Origin of the sequence: Candidatus Enterococcus testudinis, assembly GCF_002140915.1 — a bacterium.
In the GTDB taxonomy this organism is placed as follows: domain Bacteria; phylum Bacillota; class Bacilli; order Lactobacillales; family Enterococcaceae; genus Enterococcus_D; species Enterococcus_D testudinis.
Genome location: NZ_NGKU01000001.1, coordinates 1,789,959 through 1,806,619, shown reverse-complemented (window position 1 = coordinate 1,806,619; position 16,661 = coordinate 1,789,959). Strand labels below are relative to the sequence as shown.

Here is a 16,661-nt window from a genome sequence, read left to right as displayed (position 1 = left end):
AGAAATTGATAAAAAGTGAGAGGGATATTGGAAAGTATTGACAAATCCTTTAAATCAAAGTAAATTAAGCAAGGTATACGTTAATGATGTCTGTCCATGCAAGACAATTTCAACAGCATACGCAATGTGAGAATAAAGCGTACCCAGCTTTTTTTAGTAGAAGATGTAGTAGAGGTAAAAATGAGGTGAAAGCAATGGATCAAAAAGAAAAAATGCTTGAGTTAATCAAGAAAAAACAAGGTGGCGGCCGTTCGAAAAAAATGGAATCACCAAAAAATGACCGCAAGAATATGCGTAAGGGACCAAAAATCTATAACAAATAATCTCGACAACAAAGAACCATGATCGCAAAAAAGCGTTCATGGTTCTTTTTCATATCCATTTGCAATTTGATCAAGAAAGCAGTTCATTCAATGTCGGCATATCACGGACTTGATATTTTTCTTTGAAGGCATTGATTTCTTCAGCGGTAAACTGTGCAGGATCTAATTGCAACTCTTCAACAGGAAGGGGACGCTCGTTGGCAATTTTCACGTCGATCACTACGGGACCCTTGCTGTTTTTTGCTTGATCAAAAATGTCAGGCAAGGCATTGATGTCTGTGACCGAATAGCCTTTGGCACCAAGCGCCTCACCAACTTTGCCGAAATCAGCCCCTGCCAATGCGACGCCAAACTTGGTTTGTTCGGTATCTTCTTGCTCCGCTTCAATAAACCCAAATGAATCATTTGAGAAAACCACATTGATGATGGGTAGATTGTATTTGACTTGGGTCATAATATCTTGCATTTGCATGGCAAAACCACCATCTCCGCTGAAGGTGAAGACTTGACGTTCAGGGTAACTTAGCTTCGCTGCAATACCACCAGGTACGCCATTACCCATTGTTGCAAACCAGCCAGATGTGGTAAAGCGTTGCTGGCCTGTCATTTCCAGATGTCGAATACTATGGATCGTTACATTCCCGACATCTGTAACGAAGATGGCATCTTTTTCAGCAATTCGATTGACTTCTTTATAGACTGGTTCAGGTCTTAAAGGGACTTGTCCATCTGTGTCGAAAAGATGTCGCCATTTATGCCAATTCTCAACGTTCTTCTGATTGGCCTGCAACCAGTCATCTGCTGCTCTGGTGTTGCCCATTTCAACCCATTTTCGTAAAGCCGTTCCGCCATCACCTAATACGGAGACATCAGTATGATGCCGACGACCGAATTTTGACGCATCAATATCCACTTGGACAAATTTCGCTTTTGGATTGAAAAAGCGTCGACCGAAAGGAAAATCACTGCCGACAAAAACAATCAAATCGGCTATTGCCAAGGCTTCATTGGCGGGTTTAGTCGCTACACGACCTGCAAAGCCCAAGAAGTTTTCGTATAAATCAGGGACGATTCCTTTGGCTAAAACGGAGGCTGCGACCGGCATGGAGAAATGCGTGGAAAAGGCATTGATCGCGTCAAAATCGCCAAATAAACCTTGACCAATATAAAGTAGGGGTTGTTTTGCTTGTTCAAAATAGGGTAGCGCAGCTGCCAAATCACGTTCGGTCGGCTGAAAGACCGCGGTTTTATGGGTGGCTGCTGTAGCGATATCGAGGTCATCGATCTCCTCAAAGCCAAAGTCGACAGGAATCGTCACAACGGCTACACCACTAAACTTATAAGCCGCTTTGATGGCTTCGTCAACAACATGTGGCAAGCTTTCTGGGGACATCACGGTTCGGTTGTAGATGCTGACATCGGCAAACATTGGGTTTTCATTCATTTCTTGAAAATCATTATAGTTCATGGACGTCGAAGCAACTTGTCCTAACAAAGCGACCACTGGCACATTGTCCATTTGCGCATCGTACAGTCCATTGATCAGATGCGTCGCACCAGGACCTGCGGAGCCAAAGACAGCACCTACTTTACCAGTCAATTTGGCGTCTGCTGCTGCCGCCAATGCACCTGCTTCTTCATGACGGACTTGGATATACTGGACACTTTGCCGCTCGTGGAACAATGCATCCATAGTTGAATTAAATGAGCCTCCAGGGATGCCGTATATGTGATCGATACCCCAAGCTTCAAAAACGTTGATCATTGCAGTCCCTGCATTGATTTTTGCCATTGCATTCACTCTCTTTCATTTTTGTCTTCTAATATAAGTATAAACGTTTCCAACGAAGACAACAAAGGAAGCGGCTCAAATGTGTGTGTTGATCCAAAATAGGGCTGTATAGAAATAAAAAAAGAAAACCACACATCAGTGGTCTTCTTTTTTTGCCGTGTCATGCGTGGCGCAATTTTTCAGTTTTTCGAAATCGTACGCTTCTGATAGAGGCAATAATTCATAATGCAATTTTTGCGTGACATCATCATGGATGATGTGCAAGATGTGTTGGTTTTCATCGACCGGTCCTAAACTGATAATTGTGAAACGATTATCAATCACTTCTAAATTTTGCAAAGCACCAGAAAACACTTTGCGAATATGATGGGCGATTTTGATTTTTTGGTCGGCTTTTTCAACGGATTTTGATAAGGTGAAGCCTTCATCTAAAAATCGTTTGATCATTTCTACTTTAATGACAGTAGGCAACCGGTATTTTCGGGGGGCATTTTCTTCTTGAGAAACCGAGACGATAAAGCCTTTTTGTTCCCAATAACGTAATTGTCTCGGCGAAATGCCGCACATTTGACTGAGTTCACTGATGCCTACCAAGAGATTATCATTCTCCACCAAATTTCGAAACAGATGTGACATGTCGACTCCATTCTTGTAAAGGTATTTGTCTATATTGTAACTTGTTTTACTTTTGTGTCAAGTAGGTTGACAATTAAACACAAAAGTTTTAAAGTAAGGAGTGCTTTATGAAAACTAATTGAAAAGAGTGTGAAATATGTCAACGAGTCGTCCTGTAGATATATATGGCAAACCATACAATCGTTCATTGTTGGTTATGGTCTTGCTGATTGGTACTTTTTGTACCGTATTGAACCAAACATTGTTAACAACTGCGTTTCCGACGTTAATGAAAGCTTTTGATATTACAGCGTCTGATGTTCAATGGCTGACAACTGGCTTCCTGTTAGTGAATGGGATCATGATTCCAATCACAGCGTGGTTGATCAATAAGTTTAGTTCCAAAAATTTGTACTTAACATCCATGACTATTTTCCTTGCTGGAACGATTGCTTGTTTTGTCGCACCGAACTTCTCAACCTTGTTGATTGGTCGTTTAGTTCAAGCAGCTGGTGTGGGTATCTCTATGCCGTTGTTGCAAAACATTATGTTATCGATTTTCCCACCCGAAAAACGGGGTTCAGCCATGGGGATGTCAGGTATCGTGATTGGTTTGGCGCCTGCCTTAGGACCAACGCTTTCAGGTTGGATCATTGATCATTACGACTGGCGTTATTTGTTCGGCATGGTGATTCCTATTGTTGTTTTGGTTCTGATCTTAGCCATATTCTTGATGAAGAGTGTGATTGAACTCTCACATCCGAAAATCGATATTTTCTCCGCTTTACTGTCAACTGTAGGGTTCGGTACATTGTTGTATGGATTCTCTAGTGTTGGGGACAAAGGCTGGGGCAGTGTTGAAGTGATTGGTTTCCTTACAGCGGGTGTCTTCTTCATCGCCTTCTTCGCATGGAGACAATTACACATCGAACATCCTTTCTTAGAATTGCGTGTGTTTAAATCAAACACCTTTACCATGGCTTCGATTTTATCTGGTGTAACCAATATGGCGATGATCGGTGCTGAAATGGTCTTGCCTTTGTATATTCAAAACATTCGCGGTGAATCAGCATTCCATTCTGGATTGATGTTATTGCCAGGAGCCTTGATTATGGGGATCATGATGCCTATCACCGGTGCGATTTTTGATAAATACGGTGCGAAGCGTTTGGCCATCACAGGCATGTTTATCTTGACCGCGGCGACATTGCCTTTTGCCTTCTTGACGAAAGATACGCCAATCTTGCATATTATTATTTTGTACTGTGTTCGGATGTTCGGGATCTCAATGGTGATGATGCCTGTGACTACTTCTGGGATGAATGCTTTGCCAGCAAACTTGATGAGTCATGGTACAGCTGTCAATAATACATTCCGTCAAGTCGCAAGTTCGATCGGGACAGCGATTTTGATCAGTGTCTTGTCAAATGTGACAAAAGGCAATTTGCCAAGTGATAGCTTGTTGGATTCAACACCGTTGGCTTATAAAGATAAAGCCATTGAAGCGACGCTATCCGGTTACCATGCTGCATTTTATGTGGCTGCTGCCTTTAGTTTGGTTGGTTTCCTAGTCGCATTTACACTGAAAAAGAAAGAACCAACATTGACTGTCCTTAAAGGAGGTGCCGATCAATGATCTTGATTTTGATCGTTCTTAGTGTTCTCGGTTTTGCATTACTAAATGTATTTGCGAAGAAAACATGGCAAACGGCACTTTCATTGGTGCTTGGGGCTGTATTTGTTATTAGCTTAGTTGCATTGATGGCCAATCTGACCTATCATTTCGGGATGGAAAAAGAAGTGACCAGCAAAACCACCGAATTGGTTTCAAGTGGTGACAGTGATCGTTTCGATTTGCTTTTGTATCAGCCGCTAGGAGATGGTACTGAAAAAGTGTATCTCTATAAAACAGATGCAGACCAAGATGAACCCAAACAAACGGGAACAGATAAAGTGACCAATGTTGTTGAAACTGGCGCGGATGAAGCGCAGTTGACTGCTGATACGACCCGTTGGGTATATCAAAGCGATGTCTATCGCTTCTTATTCGGAATTGCAGATAATGAAGGGGAATATGTCGAACGGACCAATACGTTTTCTGTACCTGATTCTTGGGCGGTATTAAGTGTCGATCAAGCCAAAAAATTGGCCTCGTTGGCAGAAGAACAAGCAGATACCATGAAAACTGAAGGTCAAGCATACGTCCAAGAAAAAATGCAAGCAGCCTTGATGGCTGATCCAACAATGGATGAGTCAGAACAACAAGCCAAAATCGCTGAATATACAGCTGCTTATCAAGCAGAGGCGATGCAAAAATTAGTAGAAGAAGCGAAAAAATAAAATAGCATAATGGCAAGTGTGTCCTACGATTGTCTTGATGACAGGTATACAGATCCTTTAATGGTGTCTGGTATACCTGTTTTTTTGTGGAAAAATGTCATCCATCAATTGAAAGTCATCAATTTAATAAACCTGTATTATTTATCAGAATAATCAAATTAATTAATTAAATATGGCGAAAACTATTGATTTATCATCACTTTTTAATGTATTCTTAGAAAAACCATTTATTTGTTAGCCATAACTGGTTGTTTTGTGAAAGAAAAAGAGTAAGTATACTCAGAATGGAGAGATTTATGCGGAAATTTGTATGGGGACAAATAGGAGTGATGGCTTGTTTGGTGCTGTTGGCAGGCTGTGGAAGCGGAGGAGATTCTGGCAATTCATCAGGGGATAACAATCAGCAATCAAGTAATGGAAAGCCTGATCCAACGATGTTGGTTGTTGCATCTGGCGCAGATCCGGTAACTTTGGACATCCATGATACCAATGACAATGCGACCACAAGAGTGGCGCGACAAATTTATGATACCTTAATTACGCAAACCAATGATCTAGAATTGATACCTGGATTAGCTACTGAATGGGAAGAAGTGGGCGAAAATGTATATGAGTTTACACTGCGTAAAGATGTCGTCTTTCATAATGGAGAAGCCTTTAAAGCTTCAGATGTGGCTTACACGTTGACTCGTGCAGCAGATTCTCCGTCAATCAGTCATATTGTAGGTGCCATTGATGTTGAGAAAATCGATATCATTGACGATTATACGATCAGAATCGGTACCAGTGATACGTTTGGCCCTTTTCTGACCCACTTGGCCCATCCAGCTGTCGCGATGCTGAGTGAAAAAGCGGTAGAAGAAGCCGGAGATGATTATGGAATCAAGAGTGCTATCGGTACCGGTCCCTTCGTTTTCGAAGAATGGGTGACGGGCACACATGTGAATTTGCGTCGATTTGAGGATTATTGGGGAGAGCAGGCAGGTGTCGAACAACTGCAATTTCGAACGATCACTGACTCAAGTGTCCGTCTGATTGAATTAGAGAGTGGCACGATCGATATTGCTTATGATATCTCACCGTCGGATATGGCCACTGTTGAGAGCCATGATGACCTTACCTTGATTGCTACCGAAAATCTGGGTGCGGAATATTTGGGGCTGAATGTGCTGAATGATACGCCATTGAGAGAAGTCAAAGTGCGGCAAGCAATCGCTCATGCGATTGATGTTGAAGCAATCATTCAAACGGTCTATATGAATGTCGGCAGTCATATGGCAGGACCCATCAATGAATTGGTTTTTGGGTTCAATGATCAATTAAAGATCAGAGAATATAATGTCGAAAAGGCCAAAGACTTGCTGGCTGATGCCGGATATGAAGCAGGCGGGTTCAACTTGTCCCTCTATGTGGGCGACAACAATCCCGAACGTATTCGTGTGTCGCAAGTCGTTGCAGAAGCATTGAGCAATATAGGTATCACCGTTGAAGTCAAGCAAATGGAGTGGGGAGCGTTTCTTGATGCGGCAGCAGTTGGAGAAGGTGATATGTTCTTATTGGGCTGGACGACGATCACGACAGATGCAGATTATGGGATGTATCCATTGTTTCATTCAAGCAGTTTCGGTGAAGCAGGGAATCGTACGTTCTATCAAAATGATCGTGTAGATGAATTGCTTGATTTTGCCAGATACTCGTCAGAGCAAGATGAACGACTGACGGCTTATCAAGAAGCGCAAGAAATCATCAGTGAAGAAGCCCCATGGGTCTTCTTGCAAACAAGAGAAAATGTTTCAGGGGTCCGTAATTGGGTCCAAGGGTTTGAACATCACCCTACGGGAAGCTATTACTTAGATACCGTGACGTTGGATTAAGAAAAATAATGCTTCAGACAGAAGCTGCCGCTTCGCAACAGTGCCTTTGCTGCTTCTGTCTGATTCATTTTAAGGAGAGAAACCAATGCTTCAATATGTAGTAAAAAGGATTCTTTGGCTGATACCAATCATGCTGGGTGTGTCTTTTATTGTGTTTACGATCATGTATATGTCCCCAGGAGATCCGGTCACAATGGTATTGGGGGAAGGAGCGACACCAGAACAATATGAAGCAATGAGAATCCAGATGGGATTGGATAAAGGTTTTTTTGAACAGTTTTTTCACTATATCAAAGATGTGATCTTTGATTTTGATTTGGGAAAATCGCATATTTCAGGTCGATCGGTCATGGAAGAGATTTTGGTTCGGTTGCCTAATACCATCAAACTTGCTGTTTTAAGCGTTTTTGTCGCCTCTTGTATCGGCATTCCCTTAGGTGTGATCTCTGCGACCCGCCCCTATTCAAAAACAGACAATGTCGTGATGTTTCTTTCATTGATTGGTGTATCGATGCCCACTTTTTGGCAAGCGCTATTATTGATTATTCTATTCACATCTACTTTGGGCTGGTTGCCTGCATCAGGCTTCACTACTTGGCAGCAAATGATCATGCCTGTGACTGCTCTGGCTTCTTCTTCAGTGGGGACGATTGCGCGTATCACACGATCCAGCATGATGGATGTATTGGATCAGGATTATATACGGACAGCGAAAGCCAAAGGCGCTTCGCCTGTGACAGTCACCTTCTCGCACGCTTTGCGAAATTCGTTATTGCCAGTTGTGACCGTGATCGGCTTGCAATTTGGTGCCTTATTGGGTGGGGCAGTGCTGACAGAAACGATCTTCAGTATCAACGGGATTGGCACGTTGATGGTCAATGCCATCAGAACCCGTGACACGATGATCGTTCAAGGTGGCGTGCTGTTTATTGCATTTATTTTTTCGATGGTCAATCTTAGTGTGGACATTCTCTATGCATATATCGATCCGCGCATCAAAACTATGTATGATTAAGAGGAGGAAATGATGTTCTTTAAGAAAAAAACGATGACGACCCAAACAGAAGTACCAGAAGGTTCTTGGAAGGATATTTGGTATTCGCTAAGACATAATCCACGGGCGCTCTTCGGTCTATGTGTGATTGCACTATTGTTTATTATGGCGCTATTTGCTGACTTCTTGGCACCCTTTGGTATGAGAGAGCAAAATTTATCAAACGCGTTGCAATTTCCCAACAGTACACATTGGTTTGGGACAGACGATTTGGGGCGGGATGTCTTGAGCAGGATCATTTATGGCACACGGGTATCCTTGACCGTAGGGATCTGTGCGGTCACTTTTGCATTGATCGTCGGCGGCATACTAGGGATCTTGTCTGGGTATTACAAAGGTTGGGTCGATACACTGATCATGCGATTGTGTGATATTTTGTTATCGATTCCTTCTATCTTATTGGCTATCGCCATTGTTGCCTCATTAGGGTCGAGTTTAGAGAATATGATCTTTGCCATCGGATTAGCCAATATCCCCATTTTTGCCCGGATCATCAGAGCTGGCGTATTGTCAGTCAAGGAGAAGCAATTTATTGAAGCAGGATGTGCATTAGGGGCGACCAATCGCTTGATTATTTTTAAGCATATCTTGCCGAATATCATGTCTCCTGTGATCGTTCAGACTTCTATGGGTGTTGCAACAGCTATCTTATCCGCTGTTGGCTTAGGTTTTATCGGTTTAGGTGTCGAAGCATCGATCGCAGAGTGGGGAACCATGTTGAATGCTGGCAGAAGTTACATCCGAACCCATGCTTATTTGACGATTTACCCTGGGGTTGTGATCATGCTGACGATTTTGGCATTTAACCTGCTGGGAGATGGTATTCGCGATGCCATTGATCCAAAGATGAGAGAAAGGTAATCGAGTATGAAAACAATTATACGTGCAAGTCACCTGCAAAAATACTTTCCTGTGAAAAAGAAGCATCCCTTTGCGCTAGGAAAGACCTATGTTAAAGCAAATAAAGACATTTCAATCGATATATTTGAAGGAGAAACGTTAGGCATCGTTGGCGAAAGCGGCTGCGGGAAGTCAACGTTTGGACGAACCATCATTCAACTCCAACCGCAAACCGGCGGCTCGACGTTATATTACGGGGACACGATTGAGCATTTTATGCCATCATATGTCAAAAAGGTTTATCAGAAATTACCAAAGGTTCTGCCCCATCTTGATGAATATAGAGAGAATATTGAGCGTCTGGAAAGTCAGTTGGCTGATAAATCAAGCAGACCAGATCAAAAAGGCCGCGACAACTTGCGCCAAGCGAAGATTGCTTTTGAGCAAACATATGGCAATACACTGCGTTTATTGGGCGGTCTTGTTCTTTATTCAAATCATCAGGAGTTAAGTCAAAAATTACTGTCGATCTATGAACTGCAAGCATTGATCATCAAGGAACAACAACGAGGAGATGAACCAGATAAAGCACAAGTTGCTGATTTATCCAAACGCATCCAGAGCCATCAAGCGAAATTGATGCCACTAAAGAAAGACCTTGAAGAAATGAAAGCTGCTGTACAGGCACATCCTGATTTTCATACATACGAGGCGTATGTAGATGCCGGCATCGATTTGTCAGCATTGAAGAATCAAGAATCAAGAGTCTTGCGAAAAGATCTGCAAATTATTTTTCAAGATCCGTATTCATCCCTCGATCCGCGGCTAACGGTCGGAGATATTATTGGGGAAGGCTTATTGATCCATCGGTTTTTCACAAATAAACAAGATCCCGCATATAAAACTTATATCGTTGACATCATGGAGAAATGCGGTCTAAAGGCTTCGTTTATTGACCGCTATCCGCATCAATTTTCAGGGGGACAGCGGCAACGGATCGGTATCGCTAGAGCATTGGCACTGAAACCCAAATTTATCGTTTGTGATGAAGCCGTCTCAGCCTTGGACGTATCGATTCAATCACAGATCATTCATTTATTGCAAGAGCTGCGAGAAGAATTAAACTTGACGTATTTGTTTATCACCCACGATTTAGGTGTGGTCAAATTTATTTCGAATCGCATTGGGGTGATGTATTTCGGTCATCTAGTCGAATTGGCTTCCACAGAGGAAATTTTTGATCATCCGATCCATCCTTACACCAGAAAATTACTGAATGCAATTCCCACGATGGGGGATGAAGCCGATTGGCAGATAGATGAAGCCTACGAAGCATTTCGTTTCAACTATGATCGTGAAGAAGATGGCGATCCAGATTGGGTCGAGGTGTCGCCCAATCATTTTGTGAAATGCACTTTGACGAAATAAGCAACAGTATCGGCGGCATATAGAACTGCCGGTACACGCATGTTTCTTTCAGTGCTTGAAGGAGAGTAGAGAATTTGGAGGAACCTATGAGTCTGTTAACAGTGGATAACCTACACACATATTTTGACACACGGCACGGAACAGTTAGAGCCGTCAAAGGAGTTAGCTTTTCATTAGAAAAAGGACAAACGCTTGGTATCGTTGGCGAAAGCGGCAGTGGGAAAAGTCAAACGGCGATGTCGATTTTGCAACTGTTTCAGCGCAATCAATACATTGCAGAAGGCGCGATCCAATTTGATGGCAAAAACCTTCTCTCTTATACACAAAAGGAATTGCGCAAGGTAAGAGGCAATGATATTTCCATGATCTTTCAAGAACCGATGACCAGCTTGAACCCAGTATTTACGGTGAAAAAACAATTGCTGGAAGTGCTTAAGCTGCATCAGCAACTAGAAAATAAAAAAGCTGATGAACGGGTCTATCAGCTGCTTGAAGCCGTGAAAATCCCAGACCCGAAACGAGTGGCCAAGCAATTTCCGCACCAATTATCTGGTGGTATGAGTCAACGGGTGATGATTGCTATGGCATTGGCCTGCAACCCCAAGCTGCTCATTGCGGATGAACCGACAACAGCTCTTGATGTAATCATCCAAGCGGAAATTTTGAAATTAATGAATGAACTCAAAGAAAAGGTCAATACGAGTATCTTGTTCATCACCCATGATCTTGGCGTGATCAGTAAAATGGCTGACCATGTAGTAGTGATGCATGGCGGGAGAGTAGTGGAGCAAGCACCAACTGCAGCGATTTTTGAGAATGCGTTTCATCCTTATACCAAGCGACTATTGGCGGCATTTCTTCGAACAGATATCAATCAAGAGAAGAGACAAACACTCGATTTTTATAGTCGCGAAAACGAGCGCTTCGATTTTGCCTCCTTTAAAAAAGCGGAAATAGCAGATGATGATTGGCTGAAAGTGGACACAGATCATTATGTTGCAGTCAATATAAAGCAAACATAGTATGATGATACAAAAGAAACAAGCACCTCTCTGCAACAGCGCAGAGAGGTGCTTGTTTTTGGCTGTCATGATCGGTGGGTCATTTGGAAACAGCAAAGGTGCATCTTTCGATTCGGTCAAATGCTTCTTTCAATAGGTCTAGTGATTGGGTTGCTGCAAGACGGACATAGTCATCACCAGTAGTTTCCCCAAAGGCTTTTCCTGGGATCATCAATACACTGGTTTCTTGTAGTAATTTCTCCACAAAGGCCACGGAACCTAATCCGCTCCCAGTGATATTGATAAAAGCGTACATGCTGCCTTTGACAGGTGACAGTGATAAGAAAGGAATCTGATTCACCCGTTCTTCGATATAGCGCAACCGTTCTTTGAAGACACTGACGACTTGCGGCACCAATTCATTGTAATGGTTGAGCGCATAGATACCTGCGCGTTGAGAAGGTGTCGGCGCTGAGTAAGCAATGGCTTCATTGATCCATTTGGCTGTCAGATTGATCGACTCTGGCGCAATCATGTAACCGATCCGCCAACCTGTCATGGCAAAGGCTTTAGAAAAGCTACTGAAGGTGATCGTGTTTTCCGGGGCAAAAGTGGCCATCGGTACAAAGGTTTCATCGAAACAAAATGCTTCATAGACTTCATCAGACAAGATCAATAAATCATGCTTGATCGCGACTGCAGCAATCTGCTGGAATGTATCAGCAGAAAAGACTGCACCAGTTGGATTGTTTGGTGAATTGATAATAATTGCCCTTGTTTTGTCTGTGATTGCTGCTTCCAAAACCGCTACATCGATTTGGAAGCCATCCTTCTCAAAGGTTGGGATAAAGATAGGGACGCCTCCAGCAAGCTCTACTTGCTGTTTATACGGTGAGAAGTATGGTTCATGAATGATTACCTCATCACCAGGATCCAACATAGCCGTCAGCGCTAAATACATGCCATGCAAAGCCCCAACTGTGCCACGCACTTGCGTAGGAGAGAAGGTCAGTCCATACTGTGTTTGATAAAAATCAACAACCGTTTGGATAAAATCAGCACTGCCATCGGAAGCTGTATACTTTGTGTGTCCAGCTTTGACATCTTCAAATGCCGCTTGAATGATCGTAGAATCGGTGATCAAATCTGGATCACCGATTGATAAATCAATCAAATTTGGTGTTTTCTTAGCCAATGTAGCAATTTCCATTAATAAATTTTCAGCAGGCGTTTGAAACCGTTCTGCAATCAAAGGACGTTTCATTCTATTGTCATCTCCAGTTTCTATAATACTTTGCTCAAAAAGTCTTGTGTACGACTATTTTTCGGGTGCTCAAAAATTTCCTCTGGCGTACCTTCTTCTTGAATGATGCCATCAGCCATAAAAATGACCCGATCTGCGACTTCTTTGGCAAAGCCCATCTCATGGGTCACCACGACCATCGTCATGCCTTTTTCCGCCAATGTCTGCATGACGGACAGCACTTCACCGACCATTTCTGGATCGAGGGCTGACGTCGGTTCATCGAATAACATCACATCAGGATCCATTGCCAGGGCACGAGCAATTGCCACACGTTGCTGCTGTCCACCAGACAAGCTCGCGGGATAGCTGTTGGCTTTGTCTGCCAATCCAACTTGAGCCAGCAAGGCTTGTGCCTCTTTTTCGGCTGCAGCCAAAGTTGATTTCTTGACTTTGATGGGACTGAGGGTCAAATTTTCCAAAACCGTTTTATGGGGAAATAGATTGAAGCTTTGGAAAACCATTCCCATCTTTTGACGAATTTGATCGATATTGACATTCTTTGCGAGTAGATTGTTGCCTTCAAAGGTGATTTTACCATCCGTCGGCTGTTCAAGTAAATTCAAGCAACGCAAGAAGGTACTTTTGCCACTTCCAGACGGTCCGATGATTACCACGACTTCACCTGCATTCACTTCCAAATCGATTTGATTCAAAACGGTATTGTCACCAAATTTTTTTACGAGTTTTTCGACTTTAATCACTAGTTTTCATTCTCCTTTCAGCAACACCCAGTAAGCGAGAGAGGGCGAAGGTCAATACAAAGTAAATCAATGATACGATCACATAAGGCAAGAATGGTTTAAAGCTGGCGCCTTGGACCACTCCTGTTTGGAAGATCAATTCGGATACCCCGATAACTGATACCACAGAAGATTCCTTGATGACAGTCACAAACTCATTGCCTAATGCCGGTAAAATGTTTTTGATTGCTTGTGGGAAGACGATAAAGCGCATCGCCTGAATCTGATTCATCCCCAATGAACGGGCTGCTTCTAGCTGACCTTTATTGACAGCGTTGATGCCAGCTCGGATGATTTCAGCAACATATGCAGCACTATTCAATGCCAATGCAATGCAACCAGCGGTCACTTTTGACAGATCCAGACCTAAGACACCTGTGCCAAAGTAGACAATAAAAATTTGTACCAATAGCGGCGTTCCCCGCACGTATTCAATATACACAGCTGCGATGATCTTCAATACTTTGTTTTTCGATAGTTTCATAAAGGCCAGCAAACTGCCACCAATCGACCCAAAGAGCACACCGACAAAGGCCAAGAAAATCGTATAGCCGGTACCTGAAATATAAAAGGGCAAATATTTTGCAAAGAATCCTTGTTCGACAGTGTTTTCATCACCAAACATCAATGCATTGGCCTCAGCTTGGTATTGTGTCAGCAAATCGTTGTTGACGATGGTGTCGATAGAAGCATTGACTTTTTCTAATAAGACAGGGGCTTCCTTGGAAATGGCTACGGCAGTTTCTTTGGTGCCATTTTCAAACGTCACATTCTCTGCAATCGCCAATTTGTCATTTGACATGACATAAGCATCTGCGACAGGCCCTTCCATCACGATGGCATCGATTTTGCCAGAGGTTAAATTGGTGATCAAATCAGGTACTTTTTGTAATGATGTGACTATAGAACCTGTTAATTCGGTTTGGGCCAACTCTTCTTGTGTCGTTTGCTTTTGTGCGCCAACAGCAACGCCGTCGAAATCAGCTGTCGATTGGAACGTATCCGCGTCTTCAGCTCTGACGATCACTTTTTGTTGGACTTCCATATACGTATTAGAAAAATTGACTTCTTTTTTCCGTTCGTCGGTTGCTGCCATGCCGGAAATCACGACATCGATTTTACCGGTCTTCAATGCACCGAGTAAAGCATCAAAACCCAATTCTTCGATTTTTAAGTCAACACCTAAATCATCAGCAATCTTTTGTGCAATCGAAATATCGAACCCAACGATTTCATCTTTGCCATCAATGGTTGCATGGAACTCATAGGGGGCATAATCCGCTGAAAGCCCGACGACCAATTGACCATTGGCCTTGATTTTGTCATAGACGGGATCTGTTTCTGCCGCTTTTGCTTGTCGAACAAAGATAAAGGGCAAGAGGGTCACCAACAACCCAAAGAGTATCAGAACTTTATTGTACCTTTTCATGAGAACGCTCCTTTTGTGTTTGCATTTATTAAAAATGCATTTATAATAAATAAATGTATAAAAATACATATAAGTGATAAGACATATCATAGCATAAAGATGCTTGAAGTCAATAAGCTTCAATGAAAAAAGTCAAATAATTTTTCATAGCGATTTTCAATTATTCACCTTTTTAATGAAAGTGACATATGTTTACATAAATGTAATGTTTGATCAGTTGAATCGGTTGCAATCATTGATTTTTAACGGTTTCTCATTGAAAAATCAAAATATTTATTTTATATGTTACAAATGAAAAAGATTCAAAAACGTAAATTTTGTTGATATAAAGGGGTTTGGTTGAAGTTTTAAAAGATAGCGGAGGGTTATTTAATGAATTAAACCAAAGTGACATATTTCGTCACAAGATTGTTACCAATGGTTTTTGTTGCGCTGTTATGATTGTTCAAGTCGTTACGACGAAACTTACATAGAGCGAGGGAATTACATATATGAAAACAATCAAATCTTTATTACTAACAACAGCTGCCATCGCAGGACTTGCAGCCATGAGCAATACCGCACATGCGGATGAAGTCAAACACGTGGTCACATCTGATGATACATTGACTGCGTTATCGTTAAAATATTTTGGCGATATTGATCATGTAGCAACGATTGCCAATGACAATGATCTTGATGACCCAAATATGATTTATGATGGCACAACTTTGGTCATTGATACGGATGCTAAAGCTGAGAAAACGACAAAAACAGCAGCCAGCAAAACAGCCACTTCAACGAAAGATACAACAGAAGAAGATACCGATACCAGCGCATACTCTGGTACAACATTAACCATGGAATCAACAGCGTATAGCTCTGATCCAGCCGATACATTGGGCGGCGGTACTGTGACCGCCACTGGCCAAAACTTATTGGAAAATCCGATGGCTGTCGCCGTGGATCCCTCTGTGATCCCTTTAGGTACTAGATTGTATGTAGAAGGATACGGTGAAGCGATTGCCAGCGATACCGGTGGTGCAATCAAAGGCAACATCATCGATGTTCATTTCCCAACCAATGCTCAAGCTGAACAATGGGGTCGTCGTACGGTCAAAGTGACCATCTTAGATTAATAACCATATATAGTAAGCTGTTCGCTGATGACGAACAGCTTTTTTTGCTGCATCCAATATGGCATGTCAATCTTTCGGAAGGACTTATGCTTGATTTCTTGCGATAATGAAGGAAAGTGGATAAGGAGGCGGTTAAATGAAAGTTGTATTGATTCGCCATGGCGAGAGTGAAGCCAATTTTGCCAATTACTGGACAGGTTGGTTAGATGTGCCATTAACAGAAAAAGGTCGGCAACAGGCCTGGCAAGCTGGATTAGATATCAAAGAAAGAGGGATTCAATTTGACTATGCCTTTGCGTCATTTCTGCAACGGACACTCACGACGTGCAATACAGTCCTAGAAGCCAGCGATCAATTATGGGTTCCTGTGACGAAAACGTGGCGTTTGAATGAACGGCATTATGGTCGCTTGGTGGGCGTCAATAAAGATGAAATGATCACCCAATTCGGGGAAGATCAAGTACTGCGCTGGCGTCGGGGGTACACGGAACCACCGCTGTATGTTGAAGTTAATGACTTTGATCGACGCTATGATCATCTGGATCAGCAACTGGTACCCAAAGGTGAAAACCTAGAAATGGTAGTTGCGCGCATCGTCCCATTTTGGGTAGATGAAGTTGTTCCACTGATTAAAGCTGGCAAAAATGTCTTGATCACAGGACATGGGAACAGCTTGCGGGCATTGGTCAAATATATCGAAGATGTGCCTGAAGATGCGATGGACACAATCAAAATACCAAATGCGCAACCGATCATCTATGAATTTGATGGCACAATGAACTTGATTGATCGGGAATAATC

15 protein-coding genes are annotated in these 16,661 nt (G+C 42.5%); 10 read left to right on the top strand and 5 right to left on the bottom strand.

The features are described 5' to 3' along the window. Positions 1-194 precede the first annotated feature (194 nt). A complete protein-coding gene (locus tag A5886_RS16075) occupies positions 195-323 on the top strand; it encodes a hypothetical protein (protein ID WP_005236316.1) in 129 nt (42 codons plus the stop codon). A 70-nt stretch (positions 324-393) separates the two neighbouring features. Here A5886_RS16075 and spxB read toward each other — a convergent pair whose 3' ends face one another. Together spxB and A5886_RS08585 are read right to left on the bottom strand one after the other, a co-directional pair. Continuing rightward, positions 394-2,115, bottom strand: coding sequence for a pyruvate oxidase (gene spxB / locus A5886_RS08590; protein WP_086274573.1), 1,722 nt, complete (start codon positions 2,113-2,115; stop codon positions 394-396). 135 nt (positions 2,116-2,250) lie between these two features. Then, positions 2,251-2,751 carry a MerR family transcriptional regulator gene (locus A5886_RS08585; RefSeq protein WP_086274572.1) on the bottom strand — a complete coding sequence of 167 codons (501 nt, stop codon included), beginning with the start codon at positions 2,749-2,751 and terminating at the stop codon, positions 2,251-2,253. A 136-nt stretch (positions 2,752-2,887) separates the two neighbouring features. On the opposite strand from A5886_RS08585, the gene A5886_RS08580 reads away from it, so the two are divergent. From A5886_RS08580 to A5886_RS08550, 7 genes are all read left to right on the top strand, one after another. Next, positions 2,888-4,366 carry an MDR family MFS transporter gene (locus A5886_RS08580; RefSeq protein WP_086274571.1) on the top strand — a complete coding sequence of 493 codons (1,479 nt, stop codon included), beginning with the start codon at positions 2,888-2,890 and terminating at the stop codon, positions 4,364-4,366. Further along, the gene (locus A5886_RS08575) at positions 4,363-5,070 is read left to right on the top strand and encodes a DUF4811 domain-containing protein (protein WP_086274570.1); all 708 of its coding nucleotides are present in this window, start codon (positions 4,363-4,365) and stop codon (positions 5,068-5,070) included. The genes A5886_RS08580 and A5886_RS08575 overlap by 4 nt, the downstream gene beginning before the upstream one ends. A 296-nt stretch (positions 5,071-5,366) precedes the next feature. Then, on the top strand, positions 5,367-6,944 hold the full coding sequence (locus A5886_RS08570; protein ID WP_256926186.1) for an ABC transporter substrate-binding protein: 1,578 nt from the start codon (positions 5,367-5,369) through the stop codon (positions 6,942-6,944). Positions 6,945-7,029: 85 nt separating this feature from the next. Next, positions 7,030-7,959: an ABC transporter permease gene (locus A5886_RS08565; RefSeq protein WP_086274568.1), complete on the top strand. Its 930-nt coding sequence runs from the start codon at positions 7,030-7,032 to the stop codon at positions 7,957-7,959. A gap of 12 nt (positions 7,960-7,971) precedes the next feature. Then, positions 7,972-8,859 (top strand): ABC transporter permease, encoded by an 888-nt coding sequence (locus tag A5886_RS08560; protein ID WP_086274567.1) that lies wholly within the window; start codon positions 7,972-7,974, stop codon positions 8,857-8,859. Positions 8,860-8,865: 6 nt separating this feature from the next. Further along, the gene (locus A5886_RS16205; RefSeq protein WP_086274566.1) at positions 8,866-10,266 is read left to right on the top strand and encodes an ATP-binding cassette domain-containing protein; all 1,401 of its coding nucleotides are present in this window, start codon (positions 8,866-8,868) and stop codon (positions 10,264-10,266) included. 86 nt (positions 10,267-10,352) lie between these two features. Continuing rightward, positions 10,353-11,288 carry an ABC transporter ATP-binding protein gene (locus A5886_RS08550; protein WP_086274565.1) on the top strand — a complete coding sequence of 312 codons (936 nt, stop codon included), beginning with the start codon at positions 10,353-10,355 and terminating at the stop codon, positions 11,286-11,288. A 79-nt stretch (positions 11,289-11,367) separates the two neighbouring features. Here the strand turns inward: A5886_RS08550 and A5886_RS08545 are convergent, their stop codons facing one another. Genes A5886_RS08545 through A5886_RS08535 form a run of 3 tightly spaced genes read right to left on the bottom strand, consistent with a single transcriptional unit; the run spans position 11,368 to position 14,742 of the window. Then, positions 11,368-12,531, bottom strand: coding sequence for a pyridoxal phosphate-dependent aminotransferase (locus tag A5886_RS08545; RefSeq protein WP_086274564.1), 1,164 nt, complete (start codon positions 12,529-12,531; stop codon positions 11,368-11,370). A gap of 20 nt (positions 12,532-12,551) precedes the next feature. Next, positions 12,552-13,274: an amino acid ABC transporter ATP-binding protein gene (locus tag A5886_RS08540; RefSeq protein WP_086274563.1), complete on the bottom strand. Its 723-nt coding sequence runs from the start codon at positions 13,272-13,274 to the stop codon at positions 12,552-12,554. Further along, complete coding sequence (locus A5886_RS08535; protein WP_086274562.1) at positions 13,267-14,742, bottom strand: ABC transporter substrate-binding protein/permease; 1,476 nt, start codon at positions 14,740-14,742, stop codon at positions 13,267-13,269. The genes A5886_RS08540 and A5886_RS08535 overlap by 8 nt, the downstream gene beginning before the upstream one ends. 491 nt (positions 14,743-15,233) lie before the next feature. Here A5886_RS08535 and A5886_RS08530 point away from each other — a divergent pair, with 491 nt between their 5' ends. Together A5886_RS08530 and A5886_RS08525 are read left to right on the top strand one after the other, a co-directional pair. Then, complete coding sequence (locus tag A5886_RS08530; RefSeq protein ID WP_086274561.1) at positions 15,234-15,860, top strand: 3D domain-containing protein; 627 nt, start codon at positions 15,234-15,236, stop codon at positions 15,858-15,860. A 136-nt stretch (positions 15,861-15,996) separates the two neighbouring features. Beyond that, entirely contained in the window at positions 15,997-16,659 is a 663-nt protein-coding gene (locus A5886_RS08525; RefSeq protein WP_086274560.1) for a 2,3-bisphosphoglycerate-dependent phosphoglycerate mutase, read from the top strand. Positions 16,660-16,661 lie beyond the last annotated feature (2 nt).

Coding starts and splice junctions, on each gene's coding strand:
- spxB (WP_086274573.1), bottom strand. CDS start 2,115: ATGGCAAAAATCAATGCAGGGACTGCAATGATCAACGTTTTTGAAGCT.
- A5886_RS08570 (WP_256926186.1), top strand. CDS start 5,367: ATGCGGAAATTTGTATGGGGACAAATAGGAGTGATGGCTTGTTTGGTG.
- A5886_RS08525 (WP_086274560.1), top strand. CDS start 15,997: ATGAAAGTTGTATTGATTCGCCATGGCGAGAGTGAAGCCAATTTTGCC.
- A5886_RS08550 (WP_086274565.1), top strand. CDS start 10,353: ATGAGTCTGTTAACAGTGGATAACCTACACACATATTTTGACACACGG.
- A5886_RS08575 (WP_086274570.1), top strand. CDS start 4,363: ATGATCTTGATTTTGATCGTTCTTAGTGTTCTCGGTTTTGCATTACTA.
- A5886_RS08580 (WP_086274571.1), top strand. CDS start 2,888: ATGTCAACGAGTCGTCCTGTAGATATATATGGCAAACCATACAATCGT.
- A5886_RS16075 (WP_005236316.1), top strand. CDS start 195: ATGGATCAAAAAGAAAAAATGCTTGAGTTAATCAAGAAAAAACAAGGT.
- A5886_RS08545 (WP_086274564.1), bottom strand. CDS start 12,531: ATGAAACGTCCTTTGATTGCAGAACGGTTTCAAACGCCTGCTGAAAAT.
- A5886_RS08565 (WP_086274568.1), top strand. CDS start 7,030: ATGCTTCAATATGTAGTAAAAAGGATTCTTTGGCTGATACCAATCATG.
- A5886_RS08530 (WP_086274561.1), top strand. CDS start 15,234: ATGAAAACAATCAAATCTTTATTACTAACAACAGCTGCCATCGCAGGA.
- A5886_RS08560 (WP_086274567.1), top strand. CDS start 7,972: ATGTTCTTTAAGAAAAAAACGATGACGACCCAAACAGAAGTACCAGAA.
- A5886_RS08535 (WP_086274562.1), bottom strand. CDS start 14,742: ATGAAAAGGTACAATAAAGTTCTGATACTCTTTGGGTTGTTGGTGACC.
- A5886_RS08585 (WP_086274572.1), bottom strand. CDS start 2,751: ATGTCACATCTGTTTCGAAATTTGGTGGAGAATGATAATCTCTTGGTA.
- A5886_RS16205 (WP_086274566.1), top strand. CDS start 8,866: ATGAAAACAATTATACGTGCAAGTCACCTGCAAAAATACTTTCCTGTG.